This window comes from Gemmobacter nanjingensis, assembly GCF_014652195.1.
GTDB lineage: Bacteria > Pseudomonadota > Alphaproteobacteria > Rhodobacterales > Rhodobacteraceae > Gemmobacter > Gemmobacter caeni.
In genome coordinates, this window is the sequence record NZ_BMYI01000001.1 from 781,550 (window position 1) to 799,767 (window position 18,218).

The window sequence follows — 18,218 nt, forward strand, 5'->3', positions numbered from 1 at the left end:
AGCCGGGCGTCAGCCCTGCAAGGCGGCAATTGCTCGCTGCATCAGCCCGTCAAGCCAAAGTCGTGCCGCATCGACGCCTTCGACATAGCCCGCCAGAGGTTTCGCAAGCGCCGGGATTTGCTGGGCAATCCGGGGCGCCATCACATAGGCCAGCGCAAGGGCGACCGCGACCAGCAGCATCAGCGCAAAGCCGCTGCGGAACGAACTGCCCTGCGGCTGCGCCGCCGACGAGACCTCTGCCTCGTTGACACCGCGCTCGCTTGAGGGGCGGAGCGTGGAATTGATTTCCTCGATATCGGGCAGCAAATCCCGGCCCTTGGCGATACGCGCCGCGGCGGCTTCGCCCTCGGCATCCTCCTGCGAGTCGGTCTCGATTCCTTTCAGCCGGGCCACGCGCTGCGCAGACGCAGGCACAACAGCCCCCACGGAATCCAGCCCGAGATCACCCTGCACTTCCAGCCCGCGCGGCTCTTCCCTCGCCCGAGCCTGCGCCTCACGTTCCGCCTCTTCGCGCAGGACGGCCATCAGGCTGTCGTCCAGACTGCTGCGGCGGGGTGGTGCTGCGACGGGCGGGACCGGGGGTTCCGGAACGGGCTCGACAGTCGGCGGCGGTGGCACAGGCGCCGGTTCCGGCTCCGCCAGCGGCGGCGTCCCGGTTTCCAGCACGGGATCGGGCAGCGTCAGCGCGGCTTCCAGCGCATCGGCCTCTTCGCGGGCTTCAAGAACCGACGGGTGCTCCTGATACCAGGCGTGGCCACAATTCGAACATTGCACATCGCGGCCCTCGGTCGGAATGGCATCATCCGCGACCTCGTACTGCGCATCGCAATTGGGGCAAATCAGCCGCATCCTGTCCCGCTCCCGCCCGCCGTTTCCGGCTTGTTACTGGCCCAGTTGTAGCAACGATATGTTGCTTGTCCAACCCCAAGTCGGACAGGATTCTCCGCAAGTCGTCGCGCATGTGGTTGAATCCGCCGCGCCACTGGGCGAATGTGCGCGCCATGCGACAATGGGGCATCCGGTGATTTCCTTCGAGAACGTGGCCTACAGTTACGGCGGGGGCGAACTGCTCTCGGACATGACGCTCCGGCTGGCACCGGGGTCTTTTCATTTTCTGACAGGCCCTTCGGGCGCTGGCAAATCGACCTTCCTGAAGCTTTGCTATGCCGAGCTTTCGCCCACGGCAGGCCATGTCACGCTGTTTGACCGCGAAGTCCGCAGCCTTGGCCGCGATGACGTGGCGCAGATGCGGCGACGCATCGGGGTGGTGCACCAGGATTGCCAGTTTCTTGACCATCTGCCGCTGGCCGCCAATGTGACGCTGCCGCTGACCGTTTCGCAACGCGAGATCGACAACCGCGATCTGGGCGATCTTCTGGCCTGGGTCGGGCTGAAACATCTGGCCGATGCCTTGCCCCCCTCGCTGTCCGGAGGCGAGCGACAGCGGGCGGTTCTGGCCCGCGCCATCATCATGGACCCGGAAGTCATCCTCGCGGACGAGCCGACCGGCAACCTCGACTGGGAAATGTCGCTGCGGCTTCTGACCCTGCTGGTCGAACTGAACCGGATGGGCAAGACCATCGTTGTCGCCACCCATGACATGAACCTGATCCGGCAGGCCAAGGCCCAGATCGCGGCACGCGTGCTGCGGATCAGCAATCGTCGGCTGCAACTGGCCGGGGCGGATCTGTGATGCGCGCCCTTCTGCCCCAGCTTCTGCGTCGTGACCGGCAATCCGACCGGGTTGTGCCACGGTCAGGCCATACCGCATGGCTGACCTCGTTCACCGCAGGCGCCATGACGTTCCTCGCGGTCTTCGCACTGGCCCTGTCGATGGCCGCCGGCCGGATGGCAGACCGCTGGTCCGATGCGCTGGCCCGAACTGCGACGGTGCGGATCTCTGCCCCGGCCGATCAGATCGAGATGCAAACCCGCGCCGTTCTTGACGTGCTGGCCACCACACCCGGCGTCGAAAGCGCCCGCGCGCTGAGCGACGAGGAACAGCGCAAGCTGCTGGAGCCGTGGTTCGGGCCCGACCTGCCGGTCGACAGCCTGCCCCTGCCCCGTCTGGTCGAACTCACCGAGGATTCCACGGGTTACGATGCCGACGGGCTGCGACAGCGGCTGCTGGCAGAGGCACCGGGTGCCGTACTGGATGACCACACGCGCTGGCGCCGCCCGCTGGCGGTAGCGGCGGGGCGGTTGCGGCTGCTGGGTCTGGTGTCGATCCTGCTGATCGGCGGCACCATGGCCGGGATGATCACGCTGGCCGCCCATGCGGCACTGGCCGCCAATGCACAGGTGATCCGCGTGCTGCGGCTGGTCGGTGCGCGTGACAGCTATATCGCGCGGGCTTTCGTGCGGCGGTTCACCCTGCGGGCACTGGCCGGTTCCGCCGTCGGCGCCCTGCTGGGCATGATCGGTGTGGCGATCCTGCCCTCTGCCGACACGGCGGGCGGCTTTCTGACCGGCCTCGGCTTTACCGGCTGGGGCTGGCTTCTGCCTGCTGTCCTGCCCCTGCTCGCCGCTGCAGTGGCCTTTGCCGCCACAAGGTTTGCCGCCTTCTCGCGCCTCAAGGAGCTGACCTGAATGCGCCGCATCCTGCCCCTGCAATGGCTGTTGTCGCTGACCTTCAGCATCCAGATGTATCTGGCGATGTTTGTCATCGGCGTCGTGCTGCTGATCCCCGCCCTGATAGATCGCCGCTATGCCCATACCGCCTGCCGCAGCTTCTGCGCATGGGTGCGGTTCAGCCTGCGGCTGCTGACGGGGCTGAATACCGAAGTGCGTGGCACCCCGCCGCAGGGCGAGGTGCTGATTGCCGCGAAACACCAGAGCTTTCTGGATATCATTCTGATCTTCGGCGCGGTGCCGCGTGGCAAGTTCATCATGAAGCGCGAACTGGTCTGGGCGCCCGTGCTGGGCTGGTATGCGCTGCGCATCGGTTGCGTGCCGGTCAACCGTGGCAAGCGGGGCGCGGCGATCATGAAGATGATGGCCGATGTGAAATCGGGCGCCAGCCTGCCGGGGCAGCTGATCATCTATCCCCAGGGCACGCGTGTCGCACCCGGGGTGAAAGCCCCTTACAAGGTCGGGTCTGCCCTGCTTTATAGTCAGCTTGGTCAGGATTGCGTGCCGGTCGGCACCAATGTCGGCCTATTCTGGCCAAGGCGCGGCGTGCTGCGCAAGCCCGGCACCGCCGTGGTGGAGTTTCTGCCCGCCATCGGCCCCGGTCTTGGCAATGGCGAGTTCATGGCCCGGCTGGAACGCGAGATCGAGGCCTCCTCTGACGCGCTGATGATCGAAGCCGGGTTTTCCGCATGAGCTGGGTTGAGGATCTGGACGCGCTGCATGCGCTCTACGGCACTCCGGGCGAAGCTGCGCGGATCAAGGTCACCCCCATACTGACCCCGGCCTATCGCGCTCATATCGAGCGGTCCCGGTTCTGCGTGCTGACCACCGTAGGGCCGGAAGGCACCGATGGCAGTCCGCGCGGAGACTGCGGGCCGGTGGTGCGCATCGCGGATGCACGCACCCTGCTGATGCCTGACTGGAAGGGCAACGAACGCATCGATTCCCTGCGCAACATCGTGCGTGATGGCCGGGTAAGCCTGATGTTCCTCGTCGCCGGCAGCTCCACGGCGATGCGGGTGAACGGCTCCGCCCGCCTGAGCGCGGCGCCCGAGCTGTGTCAAAGCTTCGCCCGCGATGGCAAGGCCCCGCGCACGGTCATCGTGATCGAGATTGCGGAGGTCTATTCCCAATGTGCGCGTGCATTGATCCGTGCCGAACTCTGGACCTCGGGCGACCAGTCGGCGGGCCTGCCCACTATCGGGGATATGCTGCGTGAAATTACCGAAGGCCGGTTTGACGGGGCCAGCTATGATGCCGAATGGCCGGGCCGGGCGGCGAAAACCATGTGGTAACTCAGGCAGCCAGCACGGCCGCCTCGCGCGCCGACAACACGGGCCGCGCACTGTCAATGATGTTCCGCTGCTGCCGAAGCTGCGGGAACAGCCGCAGAATTTCTTCCCGCGCGGCCTCTTCCACTCCGCCCAGTGACAGGCCGGTGGGCAGAAAGCTTTCGGCCAGACATCCTTCAACCTCGACGATTTCGTGCCTGTCAAACAGGAAGTGCACATAGGTCACCGCCTGATCGGGTCGTGCAAGCCGGATACCCTTGCCGTCGATCAGAGCTTTCGCAGGCACCAGCACCTCGCTTTCTCCGAAATAAAGCTGGCTGCGCCAGTCGCGCAGGCACATGCGATGCTGCTGCGAAACGCGAAGCCGGTGCGCGGGCTGACCCTCGCCCAGCGTACCCGGCTCGAATATCACCGGGCGCAGAGCGGGGGTGGCGCGTTGCTGTGCCTGGCTGATCCGGCGCTGCCCCGACCAGCGGACGGTCTGCAAGCCATGATCCGCGGTCCAGATCCGCATGCCGGGTTCGACCGCCTCGACCGGAACCATACCGGTTTCGGCACGGATACGCGCGCCAGCGACGAAGCACACCAGCAGCGACACGTTGTCCAGAACCGAGCCGAGGCTGTCATCCGCCCCCGAAGCGGCTTCGGTGAAGCGCACGATGTAATTTCCGGCGCTCGGGAAGGTGACGGTGTAACTCTGGTTGACCCAGGTGGTCGAGGTCGGCGAGATCGTGTGCGACAGGATCACGCTGCCCGTGGTCGCATTGATGATCTGCACATTATAGGCACCGGAGGACGGATTGCCGGTCAGCGCCGAACGCAGGGCGGTATCAAAGCTGAAGGTGCCGGTCTGGCCATCACGCGCAACAGTGACGGTCTGTTGCAGGACGGTGCGATAGCCGCTGCGGCCATCCATTTCGGTAACCGTTCCGGCAGACGGGTTGGAGCCGCCCGATACACCATAGGAGGTATATGGGTTCAGCTCGATATCGGTGCCGGTCCAACTGGTGCTGCCAGCCGAAAAGCTTCCGTTCTGGATAAGCTGGTTGGGCGCCATGAACCATTACCTTCCGTCCGATACACATGGACGGAAAGGCTGGATCATGGCCATGGCCGCAGTCGGTCGCAAATGCGGCCATCCTGCGGCAGCCACGCGGATGTGATCAGGCCGCGAGGCCCTTCGAACCCATTTTGAGGAACTTTTGCCGTCGGTCGCGTACCAGAACCTCGCGCGACTTGCCCGAAAGCTCTTTCAGCATCATCTCGACCGCCTTGCCAACGGCATCAATCGCCTCTTTCTTGCCGCGCTGCGCGCCGCCCAGAGGTTCCTTGATGATGCGGTCGATAACGCCCAGCTTTTGCAGATCCTGCGCGGTCAGGCGCAGCGCCTCGGCCGCCTCGCGCATCTTCTCGGCATCCTTCCAGAGGATCGAGGCACAGCCTTCAGGCGAGATCACCGAATAGACTGCATGTTCCAGCATGGCGATCCGGTCGGCCGTAGCAAAGGCCACCGCCCCGCCGGAGCCGCCTTCGCCAATGATGACCGACACCAGCGGCACACCGATTTGCAGGCATTTCTCGGTCGAGCGCGCGATGGCCTCTGACTGGCCACGCTCTTCCGCGCCCTTGCCCGGATAGGCACCGGGCGTGTCGACCAGCGTGATGACGGGCAGGTTGAAACGGTCGGCCATATCCATCAGCCGCACCGCCTTGCGATAGCCCTCGGGACGGGCCATGCCGAAATTGTGCTCGATCCGCGATTTGGTGTCATTGCCCTTTTCGTGGCCGATCACCACCACCGGCATGTCATTGAACCGCGCGAGGCCGCCCATGATGGCGTGATCGTCGGCAAAGTTCCGGTCCCCGGCCAGCGGCGTGTATTCGGTAAACAGCGCGTCGATGTAATCGCTGCAATGCGGGCGGTCCGGGTGGCGGGCAACAAGGCATTTCCGCCAGGGCGTCAGATCCTTGTAGAGGTCTTTCAGAAGCTGCTCGGCCTTGCGATCCAGCGCGGCGGCCTCTTTCTCGACATCCATCTTCTCGTTCTGCCGGGCGAGGGCGCGCAGCTCTTCGGCTTTGCCTTCGATCTCCGCAAGGGGCTTCTCGAATTCGAGATAGGTCATTGCTCTCTCCGCATTGCGATTGCGGCTTATATGCAGGCGGTTGCGAGGAATTGCAACGTGACTGAGCTGCGACAGGCCGAAACTCCGCTTGTGGAAGCATTGAAAGCGGGGGCCGGGCGGGCAAGGCGCCACCAGGCCAAAGGCTGAAAACAGCAAGACCCCGCGATCAGATCGCGGGGTCTGCTCCTCCCGTGATGCCGCCGGGGGCCTCCTCTCCCCGCTGGCGGCGCGGGTATCGCTACGGCGAGCGATGAATTGTTAAGCTTTCGTGAAATCAGACTGCGACCAAAGGCAGCAGTTTGTCAACGATTCATCACGATGCCGCGATGATATCGGCCTGGCGCACGATCACTTCGGCCTGACGCATTGATGCGATGTCGACCAGACGCCCCTTGTAGACGGCGGCGCCCTGCCCTGCCGCCTTGGCCTCTTCCATCGCGGCAAGGATTTCCCGCGCCTCCGTCACAGCCTGTTCCGATGGGGTAAACACCTCGTTGGCCAGCGCGACCTGCTTGGGATGGATCGCCCATTTGCCGACCATGCCCAGCGTGGCGGACCGGCGGGCCTGCGCACGAAAGCCCTCGTCATCGCTGAAATCGCCGAAGGGGCCGTCGACCGGAAGGATACCATGGGTGCGGCAGGCGGCGACGATGGCCGTCTGTGCCCAGTGCCACGGGTCCGACCAGTATTTCGCGCCGTCGCGATACATATAGTAGTTTTCCTGCGTACCGCCGATGCCGGTGGTCTGCATCCCCATCGAGGCCGCGAAATCGGCGGCACCGAGGCTCATGGCCTGCAGGCGCGGCGAAGAGGCGGCGATTTCCTCGACATGGGCGATGCCGGCGGCGGTTTCGATGATGACCTCAAGGCTGATCGGCTTGGTCCGGCCCATGTTCCGTTCAATGGCCGTCACCAGCGCATCCACCGCATAGACATCGGCGGCGCAGCCCACCTTGGGGATCATGATCTGGTCGATCCGCTCGCCCGCGCCTTCCAGCACCTCGACGACGTCGCGATACCAGAACGGTGTATCCAGCCCGTTGATGCGCACCGACAGGTATTTCTTGCCCCAGTCGATCGTGTTGATCGCCTCGATGATGTTCTTGCGGGCCTGCGGCTTGTCGGCCGGTGCGACCGAGTCCTCCAGATCAAGGTTGATCACATCCGCCGCCGATGCCGCCATCTTCTCGAACAGCGCGGGACGCGAGCCGGGGCCGAACAGCTGGCAGCGGTTCGGGCGGGCGGGGGCAGCGGGCTGGATGCGGAAGCTCATCGACGTCTCTCTGCAAGTAAATTTCAGGGATGGTTGCGGAATGGTTAGATTGTTGCGCAGGCGTTGGCAAGCAGGATTTGCGAATGCAGCATTGCGTATGCGGCATAGCGGCGAGGATGAATGCTTGACCTGCCCTGCCATCTGCCGCACACCGCTGGGGGTTCCGGGCAAGATTCAAAGGAAATTCAAGATGAGCCGCACCGTCTATGTGAACGGGGACTACATGCCGGAAGAAGAGGCGAAGGTCTCGGTCTTCGACCGTGGCTTCCTGATGGCCGATGGCGTCTATGAGGTGACCAGCGTGCTGGGTGGCAAGCTGATCGACTTCGACGGTCATAGCAAACGCCTGGCCCGCAGCCTGACCGAGCTGGAGATGACCAACCCGCATTCCGATGCCGAATGGCTGGCCATCCACCGCGAAGTGGTGGCGCGGAACGGCATCGACGAGGGCATGGTCTATCTGCAGGTGACCCGCGGCAATCCGGGCGACCGCGATTTCGCCTATCCGCCCGCCGATACCGCCCCGACCGTCGTTCTGTTCACGCAGGCCAAGCCCGGTCTGGCCGACAGCCCGGCGGCAAAGACCGGCTGGCGCGTGATCTCGGTGCCCGACATCCGCTGGCACCGCCGCGATATCAAAACGGTTCAGCTCCTCTATCCCTCGATGGCCAAGATGGCCGCCAAGAAGGCGGGCGTGGATGACGCCTGGCTGGTCGAGGACGGGTTCGTGACCGAAGGCACCTCGAACAACGCCTATATCGTGAAGGGCAACAAGATCATCACCCGCGCCCTGTCTTCCGACATCCTGCACGGCATCACCCGTGCTGCCGTGCTGCGTTTCGCCAAGGAAGCGCAGATGGAAGTCGAGGAGCGCAACTTCACCATCGACGAAGCACAGAAAGCGGATGAGGCGTTCATCACCTCGGCCTCGGCCTTCGTGATGCCTGTCGTGGAAATTGACGGCGCGGCGGTAGGCACCGGCGCGGTTGGCCGCGTGGCCACCCGGATGCGCGAAATCTATCTGGACGAGATGCGCAAGGCCGCCGTCTGACCCCCGCGCGGCGCGGCCTCAGCCCCGCGCCGCATCCAGCAGGTCGCCGTTGGCGGCCTGCTCTTCCTCTTCGGTCCCGGCATGATCATCGTCTGAACCGGAGTGATGGCCCGCAAAGCTCATCCCCACAAGGGCGAGCGGCAGTGTCAGCAACATTCCAAGCAGTTCCATGGCAAGTCTCCGGTTCAGAACGCCACTGTGCCGCCCTGCCCCGGTTTCGTCAAATTTTTGACGTATTTAGCTGTCGGACGGGAAACACCGCCGGATCAGGCGTCGGATTGTCGCCGCCTAAAGCCCCGACAGGACCGCAGACAGAATCGGCGCCAGACGCGCGGCCCAGTATTCCTGTGCCTCCGCCGTCCCGATCAGATCGTTGCGCAGTTCGATCAGCGTGTTATGCCGCCCCGGCTGCAAGGCATGACGGTCAACCGAGTCACCGGGCAGATGGCCGGAATAAGGTTCATTGTCGCCGATGCACAGATCCGGTTCCGCCTTCAGACGGTCGATCAGCGGGCGTGACAGCCGGTCATCCAGGTGGCTGTAAAGCACACCCACCTGCCAGGGCCGGGGCGCCCTGCCCCGCAGACAAGGCGTGAAACTGTGGATCGCCAGCAACACCGTATCGTCGCGCCGCGCGGCCAAAGCCTCCAGCGCGTCGTGATAGGGGCGGTACAGCGTGTCGAGCCGCCGCTCCACCTCTGCCGCACCGACAGGGCGATTGGCGGGAATGATGGTGCCGTCATACAGCTTCATCACCAGCGTCGGGTCATCTTCGCCCCGGTTCGGGTCGATCACCAGGCGCGAGAAATCGGAACAGATCACGGGGCTGTCCAGCGACAGGCCCAAAGCCCGTGCCAGACCGGCGGCGCCCACGTCATAGGCGATATGGCGGGCCATATCCTCGGGCGCGATCCCCAGATCGCCGCCGCAGATATCCGGTGGCACCCGATTGGTCGCATGGTCGCAGGTAATCAGCCAGCGGCCGGGCCGCGTGGCGCCTTCAATCGAATAGGGCTGCACTGTCATTCTCGCGTCATCCTGTAGCGTCATTTGCATTAGGGGATTGGCCCGCGAAAGGGAATGGCGAAGCGGATTTGCCGCCTTTTCCCTTGCTGCATGCCAATGTTAACGCTAACATGCGCAGCATTGCCCGAAGACCGAAATTCGGCCATAAGGGACGCGGCCCGACGCAAACGACCGCCGCCGAGACGCGCGCGAAGAACCAAGGACTTGCTGGAATGAGACGCATGCGCAATGTCAAGATCGTGGCCACCCTGGGCCCGGCCTCGTCGGATTATGAAATGATCCGCAAGCTGTTCGAGGCGGGTGCCGATGTCTTCCGCCTGAATATGAGCCATGGCGCGCATGAAGACATCCGCGCCCGGCATCAGATCATCCGCCAGATCGAGGCCGATACCGGCCGCCCCATCGCCATTCTCGCCGACCTTCAGGGGCCGAAACTGCGGGTGGGCACCTTTGCCAATGATTCCGAGGAACTGGAGGAAGGCGCAAGCTTCCGTCTGGACCTGAGCGATGCGCCGGGCGATGCGACGCGCGTGCAGCTCCCCCACCCCGAGATTTTCGCGGCGCTGGAAGCCGGAGCCTCGCTTCTGATCAACGACGGCAAGATCCGCCTCAAGGTCGAGGCCTGCGGCAAGGATTTCGCCGATTGCACCGTGACGGTGGGCGGCACGATTTCCAACCGCAAGGGCGTGAACGTGCCCGACGTGGTGCTGCCGCTGGCCGCGCTGTCGCAGAAAGACCGCAAGGACCTGGAATTCGTCTGCGAACTGGGCGTGGACTGGCTTGCGCTCAGCTTCGTGCAGCGCCCCGAGGATGTGATCGAGGCGCGTGCATTGGCCAATGGCCGAGCCGCCATTCTGGCCAAGATCGAAAAACCCGCCGCAGTGCAGGTCTATGACAGCATTCTGGCGGTGGCCGATGGCATCATGGTCGCGCGTGGCGATCTGGGCGTGGAACTGCCGGTCCATGCCGTGCCGCCGATCCAGAAACGCCTGATCCGCAAGGCCCGCGCCGCTGCCAAGCCGGTGATCGTGGCGACGCAGATGCTCGAATCCATGATCGAAAGCCCGGTGCCGACGCGGGCCGAGGTCTCGGACGTGGCAACCGCGATCTATGAAGGCGCCGACGCCATCATGCTGTCCGCCGAAAGCGCCGCCGGAAGCTACCCGATCGAGGCGGTGACCACGATGAACAACGTGGCCATCAGCGTGGAAAGCGACAGCACCTACCGCGACGTGATCGAGGCCAGCCGCAAGGTGGTGCGCACATCGGTTGCCGACGGGATCGTTGCCGCCGCGCGCGAGATTGCCGAATCCGCGGACATCAAGGCGATCTGCTGCTTCAGCCAGTCGGGCACGACGGTCAGCCTCGTGGCGCGGGAACGCCCGCGCGTGCCGATCATCGGTCTGACCCCGCTGGTGGGCACCGCACGCAGGCTGTGCCTGACCTGGGGCACGCATTGCGTGATCACCGAGGAACAGGACCGTTTCAAGGGCGCCGTCATCTCGGCGGTTCGCGCAGCGCGCGAGCAGGGCTTCGCGACCGAGAAGGAACATATCGTCGTCACGGCAGGTGTGCCCTTCAACGTGCCGGGCACGACCAACATCCTGCGCGTCGCCCCCTGTGATGAACGGTTGATTCACCGCGCCGAGGCCGAGTAATCTGCCCCGGTAACCCGGAGGTGGCCGCGTGAATCCCGATCTGTTGCTTGTCATTGGCATCGTGCTTGCGGTTCTGGCCGTTCCAGCGATGGTTTCCGCCTTCAGCGATGGCCGCGCCCCGCGCGCGGCCTCCATCACCGTGCTGATCGCGGGTGTTCTGATTGTCTTTGCCTTCACCAAGAAGCCCGGCGGCTACGAGGTGCGCGACATTCCGAACGCCTTCTACCGTGTCATCGGCCAGTTCCGGCACTGACCCACTTGCACTTTTCCCGACAGGGCCCTATACGGCCCGCTCTATCCCCGCGCGGCCGGCCGGTGTGGCATTGCCGAGTCGCGCGTTCACCCTCAACGAGGAGATGGAAATGCCCAAGATGAAGACCAAATCGGCGGCCAAGAAGCGCTTCAGCTTCACCGCCTCGGGCCGTGTCAAGGCTGGTGTGGCAGGCAAGCGCCACGGCATGATCAAGCGCTCGACGAAGTTCATCCGCGATGCATCCGGGACCATGATCCTGTGCGACGCCGATGAGAAGATCGTCAAAAAATACATGCCGTATAACCGCTAAGGAGCGCCAGATATGTCCCGCGTCAAATCCGGCAAGGTCACCCACGCCCGCCACCGCAAGGTCATCAAGGCCGCGAAGGGCTACTACGCCGCCCGCTCGACCAACTTCCGCACCGCGACCCAGGCCGTCGACAAGGCCAACCAGTATGCGACCCGCGACCGCAAGGCCCGCAAGCGCAACTTCCGCGCCCTGTGGATTCAGCGCATCAACGCCGCCGTGCGTCTGTATGACATCGAGATGACCTATTCGCGCTTCATTAACGGTCTGGCGAAAGCCGGGATCGAGGTGGACCGCAAGGTTCTGGCCGATCTGGCCGTGCACGAGCCGGAGGCATTCAACGCCATCGCCGCGCAAGCCAAGGCCGCGCTGGCCTGATCGGTTCAGCCCTGCTGAATGCAAGCCCCCGCCGGGTCCCGGCGGGGGCTTTTTCATGTCCGAAAGCCAAAAACACTCCATCACCTCTCGGCCAGATGGCGAAAACCCTTTGCCAGCCTCTGCCAAAGGGTGCATCCCGGTAACAGGGAGCATGGTTCCGCCGCGCTGGCCCCGTGGCGACAAAAGCGAAAGGACAGTTCGCATGACAGCAATCATCGGGTTTCTGAACACAATATTCTGGGGCTATGTCCTGATTTATGGCCTTCTGGCTGTTGGTGCCTTCTTCACTGTGCGACTCGGCTTTCTTCAGTTTCGCCATTTCGCCGAGATGTTCCGCTGCGTGATGGGTTCGGGCGCGACCGACAGAGACGGGATTTCGCCCTTCCAGGCGCTGACCGTGAGCCTCGCCTCGCGCGTGGGCACCGGCAATATCGCGGGTGTGGCGGTTGCACTGTATCTGGGCGGCCCCGGCGCGATCTTCTGGATGTGGATGGTGGCGCTGGTCGGTATGGCGACCGCTTACGCCGAAAGCACGCTGGCCCAGCTTTACAAGACCCATGGCGCCGAGGGCGGCATTTATCGCGGCGGCCCGGCCTTCTACATTTCGCGCGGGCTTGGGTTGCCGTGGCTGGGTGCCATCTTCTCGGTCTGTCTGATCATCTCGTTCGGGCTGGTGTTCAATGCCGTTCAGGCCAATTCCATCGCCGACGCCTTCGCAGGCGCATTTGGCCTGCCGAAGCTTGCCACCGGCCTGCTTGTCGCGGTGCTGACCGGCGTCGTGATCTTTGGGGGTGTGCGCCAGATCGCCCGTGTGGCCGAAATTGTGGTGCCGTTCATGGCCGGGGTCTATCTGCTGCTGGCCATCGTGGTTCTGGTCATGAACATCGGCGCTGTTCCAGGCGTGCTGGGCCAGATCTTCGCCAGTGCCTTCGGCTTTGGCGCGGCGGCGGGTGGCTTCGCAGGCGGAATTGCGGCTGCGGCGCTGAACGGTATCAAGCGCGGCCTGTTCTCGAACGAAGCTGGCATGGGGTCTGCCCCGAACATCGCGGCCACCGCCAGCCCGGCGCCGCACCACCCCTCCAGCCAGGGCTTCGTGCAGTCGCTGGGCGTGTTCATCGACACGCTGCTGGTCTGCACCGCAACCGCCGTGATGATCCTGCTGTCGGGCGTGCTGGATCCGACGAACGGTGTAACCGGCACGGCGCTGACCCAGGCCGCGCTGACCCATCACTTCGGCAGTTTCGGCGCGATCTTCGTGGCAGTGGCGATCTTTTTCTTCGCCTTCACCTCGATCATCGGCAATTACGCCTATTGCGAAAGTGCGATGGAGTTTCTCGGCCTGGGCCACAAGGGGGCCCTGACCGGCCTGCGCGGTCTGGTGCTGATCATGGTGATCTGGGGGGCGCTTCAGGCGGTTGCCACGGTGTTCGACTTCGCCGATGCCTCAATGGGGCTGATGGCGACGATCAACCTGATCGCCATTGTCGCCCTGTCGGGCGTGGTCGCCGCGCTGACCCGCGACTACCTTGCGCAGCGCAAGGCGGGGCAGGAGCCGCGTTTCCATATTGCCGAACATCCGGACCTCGCACGCGGGGTCGAGCCGGAAATCTGGAAGTGACACCACATTGCAGGGGCGGGGCACGGCGCCTCGCCCTTGCAAATCCGCCCCTGCCCCGCTAGCACGATGCCGCAAGAAGCGGAGGCGGACATGGACCTGAGCGAACTTCGTGGCAAGTATATCGAGGCAGTCGCCGGTGCCGCCGACGAGACCGCGCTGGAAGAGGTGCGACTGGCTGCCCTTGGCAAGAAGGGCGAGATTTCGGCGCTGATGGCGACGCTGGGCAAAATGGACCCGGAAGAGCGCAAAAGCTCCGGCGCCGCACTGAACGTGCTGAAGACCGAAATCGACGCCGCGCTGCGCGCCCGCAAGTCGGCGCTGTCCGATGCGGCGCTGGATGAACGGCTGAAAGCCGAGTGGCTGGACGTCACCCTGCCCGGCCGGCCGCGCCGTACCGGCACCATCCACCCGGTCAGCCAGGTGATGGACGAACTGACTGCAATCTTCGCCGACATGGGATTCTCGGTCGCCGAAGGCCCGCAGGTCGAAAGCGACTGGTACAACTTCGACGCGCTGAACATTCCGCCGGAGCACCCTGCCCGGCAGGAGCATGATACCTTCTTCATGCACCGCGCCGAGGGCGACAACCGCCCGCCGCATGTGCTGCGCACCCATACTTCGCCGGTACAGATCCGCGCCATGATGGATCAGGGCGCCCCGATCCGCGTCATCGCGCCGGGCCGCGTCTACCGCATGGACATGGACCAGACCCACACCCCGATGTTCCATCAGGTCGAGGGGCTGGCGATCGACCGCGACATTTCGATGGCGAACCTCAAATGGGTGCTGGAGGAATTCTGCCGCGCCTTCTTCGAGGTCGACAAGGTCGAGCTGCGCTTCCGCGCCAGCCACTTCCCCTTCACCGAACCTTCCGCCGAGGTGGACATCCGCTATTCCAATGTCGGCGGTCAGCTGAAGATCGGCGAAGGCGACAAGTGGATGGAGATTCTGGGCTCTGGCATGGTGCATCCCAAGGTGCTGGCCGCCGCCGGGGTGAACCCGGACGAATGGCAGGGCTTCGCCTTCGGCATGGGGATCGACCGCATCGCGATGCTGAAATACGGCATCCCCGACCTGCGCGCCTTCTTCGAGGCCGATCTGCGCTGGCTGCGCCATTACGGCTTTGCCGCGCTGGATCTGCCGGACCTGCCCGGTGGCCTCAGCCGCTGAGCCAAGGGCGCCCACGGGCGCCCTTTTCATTTGCAGTCAGATGATCTGGAAGTGATCGGCATTGAGCCGGGTGCCATCCGTCACTTCGGCCACCAGCACCTTGGCCCGGCCGCCCACCCCGTCCGCATCATACCAGAGCCTGCCGCTCGCCCGGTGATAGATCAGGTGATCATCGGCATCGCGGGCGCGCAGACCGAAGGTCAGCATATCCTCCGGCAGGCTGCCGCCGATCATGCTGAATGCCCTGAAGACATCATTGTCGAGCAGGATCATGTCGCGCGAAGACTGGAAATCCTGGATCGTGTCAAAATGCGCGTCCCCCGGACGGGTATCGAAGACGAACTGATCCGATCCCGCACCGCCAATCAGCGTATCATGCCCCGCACCGCCGGACAGGGCATCATTGCCGCTGCCGCCTGACAGACGATCATTCCCGGCCTCCCCGACCAGATTGTCGCTGCCCGCCTGCCCCAGCAACGTGTCGCTGCCTGCGCCGCCATAAACGCGATCATCGCCGCCCCGCGCCTCAACCCGGTCGCGCCCCCCGCCAGCAAGAAGGGCGTCACTGCCTGCCCCGGCGATGATCGTGTCATTCCCGGCAAGAAGCTTGTTCACCGCTGCTGCCGAATCGTCGCGGATCAGATGATCTGCAAACTGCGCCGCCGGGATGCTGAGGCCGCTCAGCTTCAGCACGGTATCGCCATCGACCTTCCATGTAATCCCTTGCAGCCGCCCGCCGGTAACGGCGACCAGATTGGCACCGGAAAACTGATAAGCCAGCCCCCGCCCCGAAAAGGTCAGCGAATCCGAGCCGGAATCGTAGACGGTCAGCGCCGTGCTCTGGGCATTCACGAAATCATAGCCAAAAACCCGCTCAGAAAAAGACGAGCGGATTTCGAACATATCGAAATAGGGAACCGCCCGATTCGGAGTAAAAACCAGTCGCGCCATCACGCCCTCCTGAAATATCGGTGCGAATGGTCGCGCCCCGAGGGTGATGCGTCAACTGGTTTTACTCCGATTTCCCCTGATCAGGTAAAACGGTTGTCGCGGGGGAAGCCACGGGGCGCCATGGCGCCCGCAGCGGCTCGGCCACCCTTCCACTGGGTCAGATCGGTTTCCGTCCTCGTGCGACCTGCCGGGTCTTTCCAGCTCAGGCCGTCCGCAAGCGAGAAGGTGATGGCATCGCTCAGCCCGCCATCCTTGTACTTTTGCAACCTGACGCCCTTGCCCTTCGCCATTTCCGGCAGTTCGGACAGTGGGAAAACCAGCAATTTGCGATTTTCGCCCACCACAGCGACATGATCGCCCCGGATGCGGCGGCAAAGCGCGGTGCGGATGCCATCCTTTACGGTCAGAACCTGCTTGCCCGCGCGCGTCTGGGCCACCACCTCGTCCGAAGGCACGATGAACCCGTCTCCGGCGGTCGAGGCCACCAGAAGCTTTTCTCCCCCGCGCCACACCATGAGATCGGTGATATCGGCGTCGTTCGGCAGGTCGATCATCAGGCGCACGGGTTCGCCCATACCACGTCCGCCCGGCAGATTGGCCCCCAGCAGCGTGTAGAAGCGGCCATTGGCGCCAACGACCAGAATCCGGTCCGTCGTCTCGGCATGGAAGATGAAGCGGCCCTCGTCGCCATCCTTGAACTTGGCGTCGATGTCGAGCGGCTGGTGGCCTTTCATGGCCCGGATCCAGCCCATCCTGGAGCAGATCACCGTGATCGGCTCGCGCTCGATCATGGCCTCCAGCGGCACTTCCTCGACCTCGGCCAGATCGGCGAAGGTGCTGCGACGGCGGCCTGCCTCGGTATTCTTGCCGAATTGCACCTGCACCCCGGCCAGATCACGGCCGATACGCTGCCATTGCAGGCCCGGATCACCCAGAAGGGCCATCAGATCCTCGCGTTCGGCGCGCAGTTCATCCCGTTCGGCAACAAGTTCCATCTCTTCCAGCCGGCGCAGACTGCGCAGCCGCATGTTGAGAATGGCTTCGGCCTGCACTTCGGTCAGTTCACCCTTGCCGGGTTTCGGCGGCACATAATCGGCCTCAGAGGTCGCCCGCCGGTGCTTCTTGCCCCAGCTTTCGGCCATCAGCGCCGCCTTCGGGTCCTCGTCATAGCGGATGATGTCAATCACCCGGTCGAGGTTCAGGAAGGTGATGATGAACCCTTCAAGGATTTCAAGCCGGTGGTCGATCTTCTCGATCCGGTGCTGGGTGCGGCGGGTCAGAACCTCGCGCCGGTGATCGAGGAAAGCGCGCAGCACATCCTTCAGGCTGCACACTTTCGGCACACGCCCGTCGATCAGCACGTTCATGTTCAGGCTGAAGCGGACCTCAAGATCGCTGTTCTTGAACAGCATCCCCATCAGCATGTCAGGATCAATGGTGCGAACGCGCGGTTCCAGCACGATGCGCACATCCTCGGCGCTTTCGTCACGCACATCGGCCAGAGCGGGCACCTTCTTTGTGGTGATGACCTCGGCCAGACGCTCGATCAGCTTGGATTTCTGCACCTGATAGGGGATCTCGGTCACGACGATCTGCCACTGGCCGCGCCCCAGATCCTCCACCGCCCAGCGGGCGCGCAGGCGGAAAGCCCCGCGCCCCGTGCGATAGGCGTCAAGGATGCTGTCGCGCGGTTCCACGATCACACCGCCGGTCGGGAAATCGGGGCCAGGCACCAGCTTCACCAGTTCCTCGTCCGACACATCGGGGTCGGCAATCATCGCCTGACAGGCATCGATCAGCTCGTGCAGGTTATGCGGAGGGATATTGGTCGCCATACCGACCGCAATGCCGCTGGCGCCGTTGGCCAGAAGATTCGGGAAGGCCGAAGGCAGCACCGCAGGCTCTTCCAGACGGCCATCATAGTTCGGGCGGAAATCAACGGCGGTTTCGTCGATCCCTTCCATCAGCGCCTCGGTCAGCGCGGTGATCCGCGCCTCCGTGTAACGGCTGGCGGCGGCATTGTCGCCGTCGATATTGCCAAAGTTGCCCTGCCCGTCGACGAGCGGATAGCGCATGTTGAAATCCTGCGCGAGCCGCACCATCGCGTCATAGATCGCCGCATCGCCATGGGGGTGAAAGTCCCCCATCGTGTCGCCCGCGATCTTGGCGGATTTCAGAAACCCGCCCGTCGGGCTGAGCCGCAGCCGCCGCATCGCCCAGAGAATCCGCCGATGCACCGGCTTCAACCCGTCGCGCGCATCAGGCAGCGCCCGGTGCATGATGGTCGACAACGCATAGGTCAGATAGCGCTCGCCGATGGCGCGGCGCAGCGGCTCCGACACGGTGACGGGCTCGATCTTGGGGGTCTCGGGTTCCTTGCTCATGGATGTGGTGTAATCGCGGCCCGCGCGCCGGTCCAGCCGGATTTGCCGTCAGGGGGAAAACCGCCGCTTTTTTCCACACGAAACCGTAAACTTCTGTGATAAT

Annotated in this window: 19 protein-coding genes; 11 read left to right on the forward strand and 8 right to left on the reverse strand. The window is 64.1% G+C overall.

Annotation, left to right across the window (positions count from 1 at the left end; genetic code table 11):
• Positions 1-9: 9 nt before the first annotated feature.
• A complete protein-coding gene (locus IE126_RS04085) occupies positions 10-849 on the reverse strand; it encodes a zinc-ribbon domain-containing protein (protein ID WP_189380240.1) in 840 nt (279 codons plus the stop codon).
• 172 nt (positions 850-1,021) lie between these two features.
• Here IE126_RS04085 and IE126_RS04090 point away from each other — a divergent pair, with 172 nt between their 5' ends.
• The 4 genes from IE126_RS04090 to IE126_RS04105 are packed head-to-tail and all read left to right on the forward strand — an operon-like array spanning position 1,022 to position 3,926.
• Positions 1,022-1,693, forward strand: a complete 672-nt coding sequence (locus tag IE126_RS04090; protein ID WP_108128350.1) for a cell division ATP-binding protein FtsE — start codon at positions 1,022-1,024, stop codon at positions 1,691-1,693.
• Positions 1,693-2,589: a cell division protein FtsX gene (locus tag IE126_RS04095; RefSeq protein ID WP_108128144.1), complete on the forward strand. Its 897-nt coding sequence runs from the start codon at positions 1,693-1,695 to the stop codon at positions 2,587-2,589. Before IE126_RS04090 ends, IE126_RS04095 begins: the two co-directional genes overlap by 1 nt.
• Entirely contained in the window at positions 2,590-3,324 is a 735-nt protein-coding gene (locus tag IE126_RS04100; RefSeq protein WP_189380241.1) for a lysophospholipid acyltransferase family protein, read from the forward strand. It begins immediately after the preceding gene.
• Positions 3,321-3,926: a pyridoxamine 5'-phosphate oxidase family protein gene (locus IE126_RS04105; protein ID WP_054300744.1), complete on the forward strand. Its 606-nt coding sequence runs from the start codon at positions 3,321-3,323 to the stop codon at positions 3,924-3,926. Before IE126_RS04100 ends, IE126_RS04105 begins: the two co-directional genes overlap by 4 nt.
• A gap of 1 nt (position 3,927) precedes the next feature.
• Here the strand turns inward: IE126_RS04105 and IE126_RS04110 are convergent, their stop codons facing one another.
• The 3 genes from IE126_RS04110 to IE126_RS04120 form a co-directional block, all read right to left on the reverse strand.
• A complete protein-coding gene (locus IE126_RS04110; RefSeq protein WP_054300745.1) occupies positions 3,928-4,980 on the reverse strand; it encodes a Hint domain-containing protein in 1,053 nt (350 codons plus the stop codon).
• 106 nt (positions 4,981-5,086) lie between these two features.
• Positions 5,087-6,046, reverse strand: a complete 960-nt coding sequence (locus tag IE126_RS04115) for an acetyl-CoA carboxylase carboxyltransferase subunit alpha (RefSeq protein WP_054300746.1) — start codon at positions 6,044-6,046, stop codon at positions 5,087-5,089.
• Positions 6,047-6,359: 313 nt separating this feature from the next.
• Positions 6,360-7,319, reverse strand: a complete 960-nt coding sequence (locus IE126_RS04120; RefSeq protein ID WP_108128142.1) for an L-malyl-CoA/beta-methylmalyl-CoA lyase — start codon at positions 7,317-7,319, stop codon at positions 6,360-6,362.
• Positions 7,320-7,509: 190 nt separating this feature from the next.
• On the opposite strand from IE126_RS04120, the gene IE126_RS04125 reads away from it, so the two are divergent.
• The gene (locus IE126_RS04125; protein WP_189380242.1) at positions 7,510-8,370 is read left to right on the forward strand and encodes a D-amino-acid transaminase; all 861 of its coding nucleotides are present in this window, start codon (positions 7,510-7,512) and stop codon (positions 8,368-8,370) included.
• A gap of 18 nt (positions 8,371-8,388) precedes the next feature.
• Here the strand turns inward: IE126_RS04125 and IE126_RS04130 are convergent, their stop codons facing one another.
• Both IE126_RS04130 and IE126_RS04135 read right to left on the reverse strand, forming a co-directional pair.
• Positions 8,389-8,541 (reverse strand): hypothetical protein, encoded by a 153-nt coding sequence (locus tag IE126_RS04130; protein ID WP_158640449.1) that lies wholly within the window; start codon positions 8,539-8,541, stop codon positions 8,389-8,391.
• 117 nt (positions 8,542-8,658) lie between these two features.
• Positions 8,659-9,396 carry an N-formylglutamate amidohydrolase gene (locus tag IE126_RS04135; RefSeq protein ID WP_189380243.1) on the reverse strand — a complete coding sequence of 246 codons (738 nt, stop codon included), beginning with the start codon at positions 9,394-9,396 and terminating at the stop codon, positions 8,659-8,661.
• Positions 9,397-9,608: 212 nt separating this feature from the next.
• On the opposite strand from IE126_RS04135, the gene pyk reads away from it, so the two are divergent.
• The 6 genes from pyk (at position 9,609) to pheS (ending at position 14,780) form a co-directional block, all read left to right on the forward strand.
• The gene (gene pyk, locus IE126_RS04140) at positions 9,609-11,054 is read left to right on the forward strand and encodes a pyruvate kinase (protein WP_108128140.1); all 1,446 of its coding nucleotides are present in this window, start codon (positions 9,609-9,611) and stop codon (positions 11,052-11,054) included.
• Positions 11,055-11,082: 28 nt separating this feature from the next.
• Complete coding sequence (locus tag IE126_RS04145; protein ID WP_054300750.1) at positions 11,083-11,307, forward strand: hypothetical protein; 225 nt, start codon at positions 11,083-11,085, stop codon at positions 11,305-11,307.
• A 109-nt stretch (positions 11,308-11,416) separates the two neighbouring features.
• Positions 11,417-11,617 (forward strand): 50S ribosomal protein L35, encoded by a 201-nt coding sequence (gene rpmI / locus IE126_RS04150; protein ID WP_054300875.1) that lies wholly within the window; start codon positions 11,417-11,419, stop codon positions 11,615-11,617.
• Between the two features lie 12 nt (positions 11,618-11,629).
• Complete coding sequence (gene rplT, locus IE126_RS04155; RefSeq protein ID WP_054300751.1) at positions 11,630-11,992, forward strand: 50S ribosomal protein L20; 363 nt, start codon at positions 11,630-11,632, stop codon at positions 11,990-11,992.
• Positions 11,993-12,194: 202 nt separating this feature from the next.
• Positions 12,195-13,610 carry an alanine/glycine:cation symporter family protein gene (locus IE126_RS04160; protein ID WP_189380244.1) on the forward strand — a complete coding sequence of 472 codons (1,416 nt, stop codon included), beginning with the start codon at positions 12,195-12,197 and terminating at the stop codon, positions 13,608-13,610.
• Between the two features lie 90 nt (positions 13,611-13,700).
• Positions 13,701-14,780 carry a phenylalanine--tRNA ligase subunit alpha gene (pheS, locus tag IE126_RS04165; RefSeq protein WP_108128138.1) on the forward strand — a complete coding sequence of 360 codons (1,080 nt, stop codon included), beginning with the start codon at positions 13,701-13,703 and terminating at the stop codon, positions 14,778-14,780.
• Between the two features lie 36 nt (positions 14,781-14,816).
• Here pheS and IE126_RS26250 read toward each other — a convergent pair whose 3' ends face one another.
• Together IE126_RS26250 and IE126_RS04175 are read right to left on the reverse strand one after the other, a co-directional pair.
• Positions 14,817-15,731, reverse strand: a complete 915-nt coding sequence (locus tag IE126_RS26250; RefSeq protein ID WP_054300753.1) for a calcium-binding protein — start codon at positions 15,729-15,731, stop codon at positions 14,817-14,819.
• An 80-nt stretch (positions 15,732-15,811) separates the two neighbouring features.
• The gene (locus tag IE126_RS04175) at positions 15,812-18,115 is read right to left on the reverse strand and encodes a DNA topoisomerase IV subunit A (RefSeq protein WP_054300754.1); all 2,304 of its coding nucleotides are present in this window, start codon (positions 18,113-18,115) and stop codon (positions 15,812-15,814) included.
• Between the last annotated feature and the right edge of the window lie 103 nt (positions 18,116-18,218).

Bases quoted from the DNA above. Each gene is read 5' to 3' on its own strand.
- IE126_RS04085 (WP_189380240.1), bottom strand. From the start codon at position 849: ATGCGGCTGATTTGCCCCAATTGCGATGCGCAGTACGAGGTCGCGGAT.
- IE126_RS04095 (WP_108128144.1), top strand. From the start codon at position 1,693: ATGCGCGCCCTTCTGCCCCAGCTTCTGCGTCGTGACCGGCAATCCGAC.
- IE126_RS04100 (WP_189380241.1), top strand. From the start codon at position 2,590: ATGCGCCGCATCCTGCCCCTGCAATGGCTGTTGTCGCTGACCTTCAGC.
- IE126_RS04105 (WP_054300744.1), top strand. From the start codon at position 3,321: ATGAGCTGGGTTGAGGATCTGGACGCGCTGCATGCGCTCTACGGCACT.
- IE126_RS04110 (WP_054300745.1), bottom strand. From the start codon at position 4,980: ATGGCGCCCAACCAGCTTATCCAGAACGGAAGCTTTTCGGCTGGCAGC.
- IE126_RS04115 (WP_054300746.1), bottom strand. From the start codon at position 6,046: ATGACCTATCTCGAATTCGAGAAGCCCCTTGCGGAGATCGAAGGCAAA.
- IE126_RS04120 (WP_108128142.1), bottom strand. From the start codon at position 7,319: ATGAGCTTCCGCATCCAGCCCGCTGCCCCCGCCCGCCCGAACCGCTGC.
- IE126_RS04125 (WP_189380242.1), top strand. From the start codon at position 7,510: ATGAGCCGCACCGTCTATGTGAACGGGGACTACATGCCGGAAGAAGAG.
- IE126_RS04130 (WP_158640449.1), bottom strand. From the start codon at position 8,541: ATGGAACTGCTTGGAATGTTGCTGACACTGCCGCTCGCCCTTGTGGGG.
- IE126_RS04135 (WP_189380243.1), bottom strand. From the start codon at position 9,396: ATGACAGTGCAGCCCTATTCGATTGAAGGCGCCACGCGGCCCGGCCGC.
- pyk (WP_108128140.1), top strand. From the start codon at position 9,609: ATGAGACGCATGCGCAATGTCAAGATCGTGGCCACCCTGGGCCCGGCC.
- rpmI (WP_054300875.1), top strand. From the start codon at position 11,417: ATGCCCAAGATGAAGACCAAATCGGCGGCCAAGAAGCGCTTCAGCTTC.
- rplT (WP_054300751.1), top strand. From the start codon at position 11,630: ATGTCCCGCGTCAAATCCGGCAAGGTCACCCACGCCCGCCACCGCAAG.
- IE126_RS04160 (WP_189380244.1), top strand. From the start codon at position 12,195: ATGACAGCAATCATCGGGTTTCTGAACACAATATTCTGGGGCTATGTC.
- pheS (WP_108128138.1), top strand. From the start codon at position 13,701: ATGGACCTGAGCGAACTTCGTGGCAAGTATATCGAGGCAGTCGCCGGT.
- IE126_RS26250 (WP_054300753.1), bottom strand. From the start codon at position 15,731: ATGGCGCGACTGGTTTTTACTCCGAATCGGGCGGTTCCCTATTTCGAT.
- IE126_RS04175 (WP_054300754.1), bottom strand. From the start codon at position 18,115: ATGAGCAAGGAACCCGAGACCCCCAAGATCGAGCCCGTCACCGTGTCG.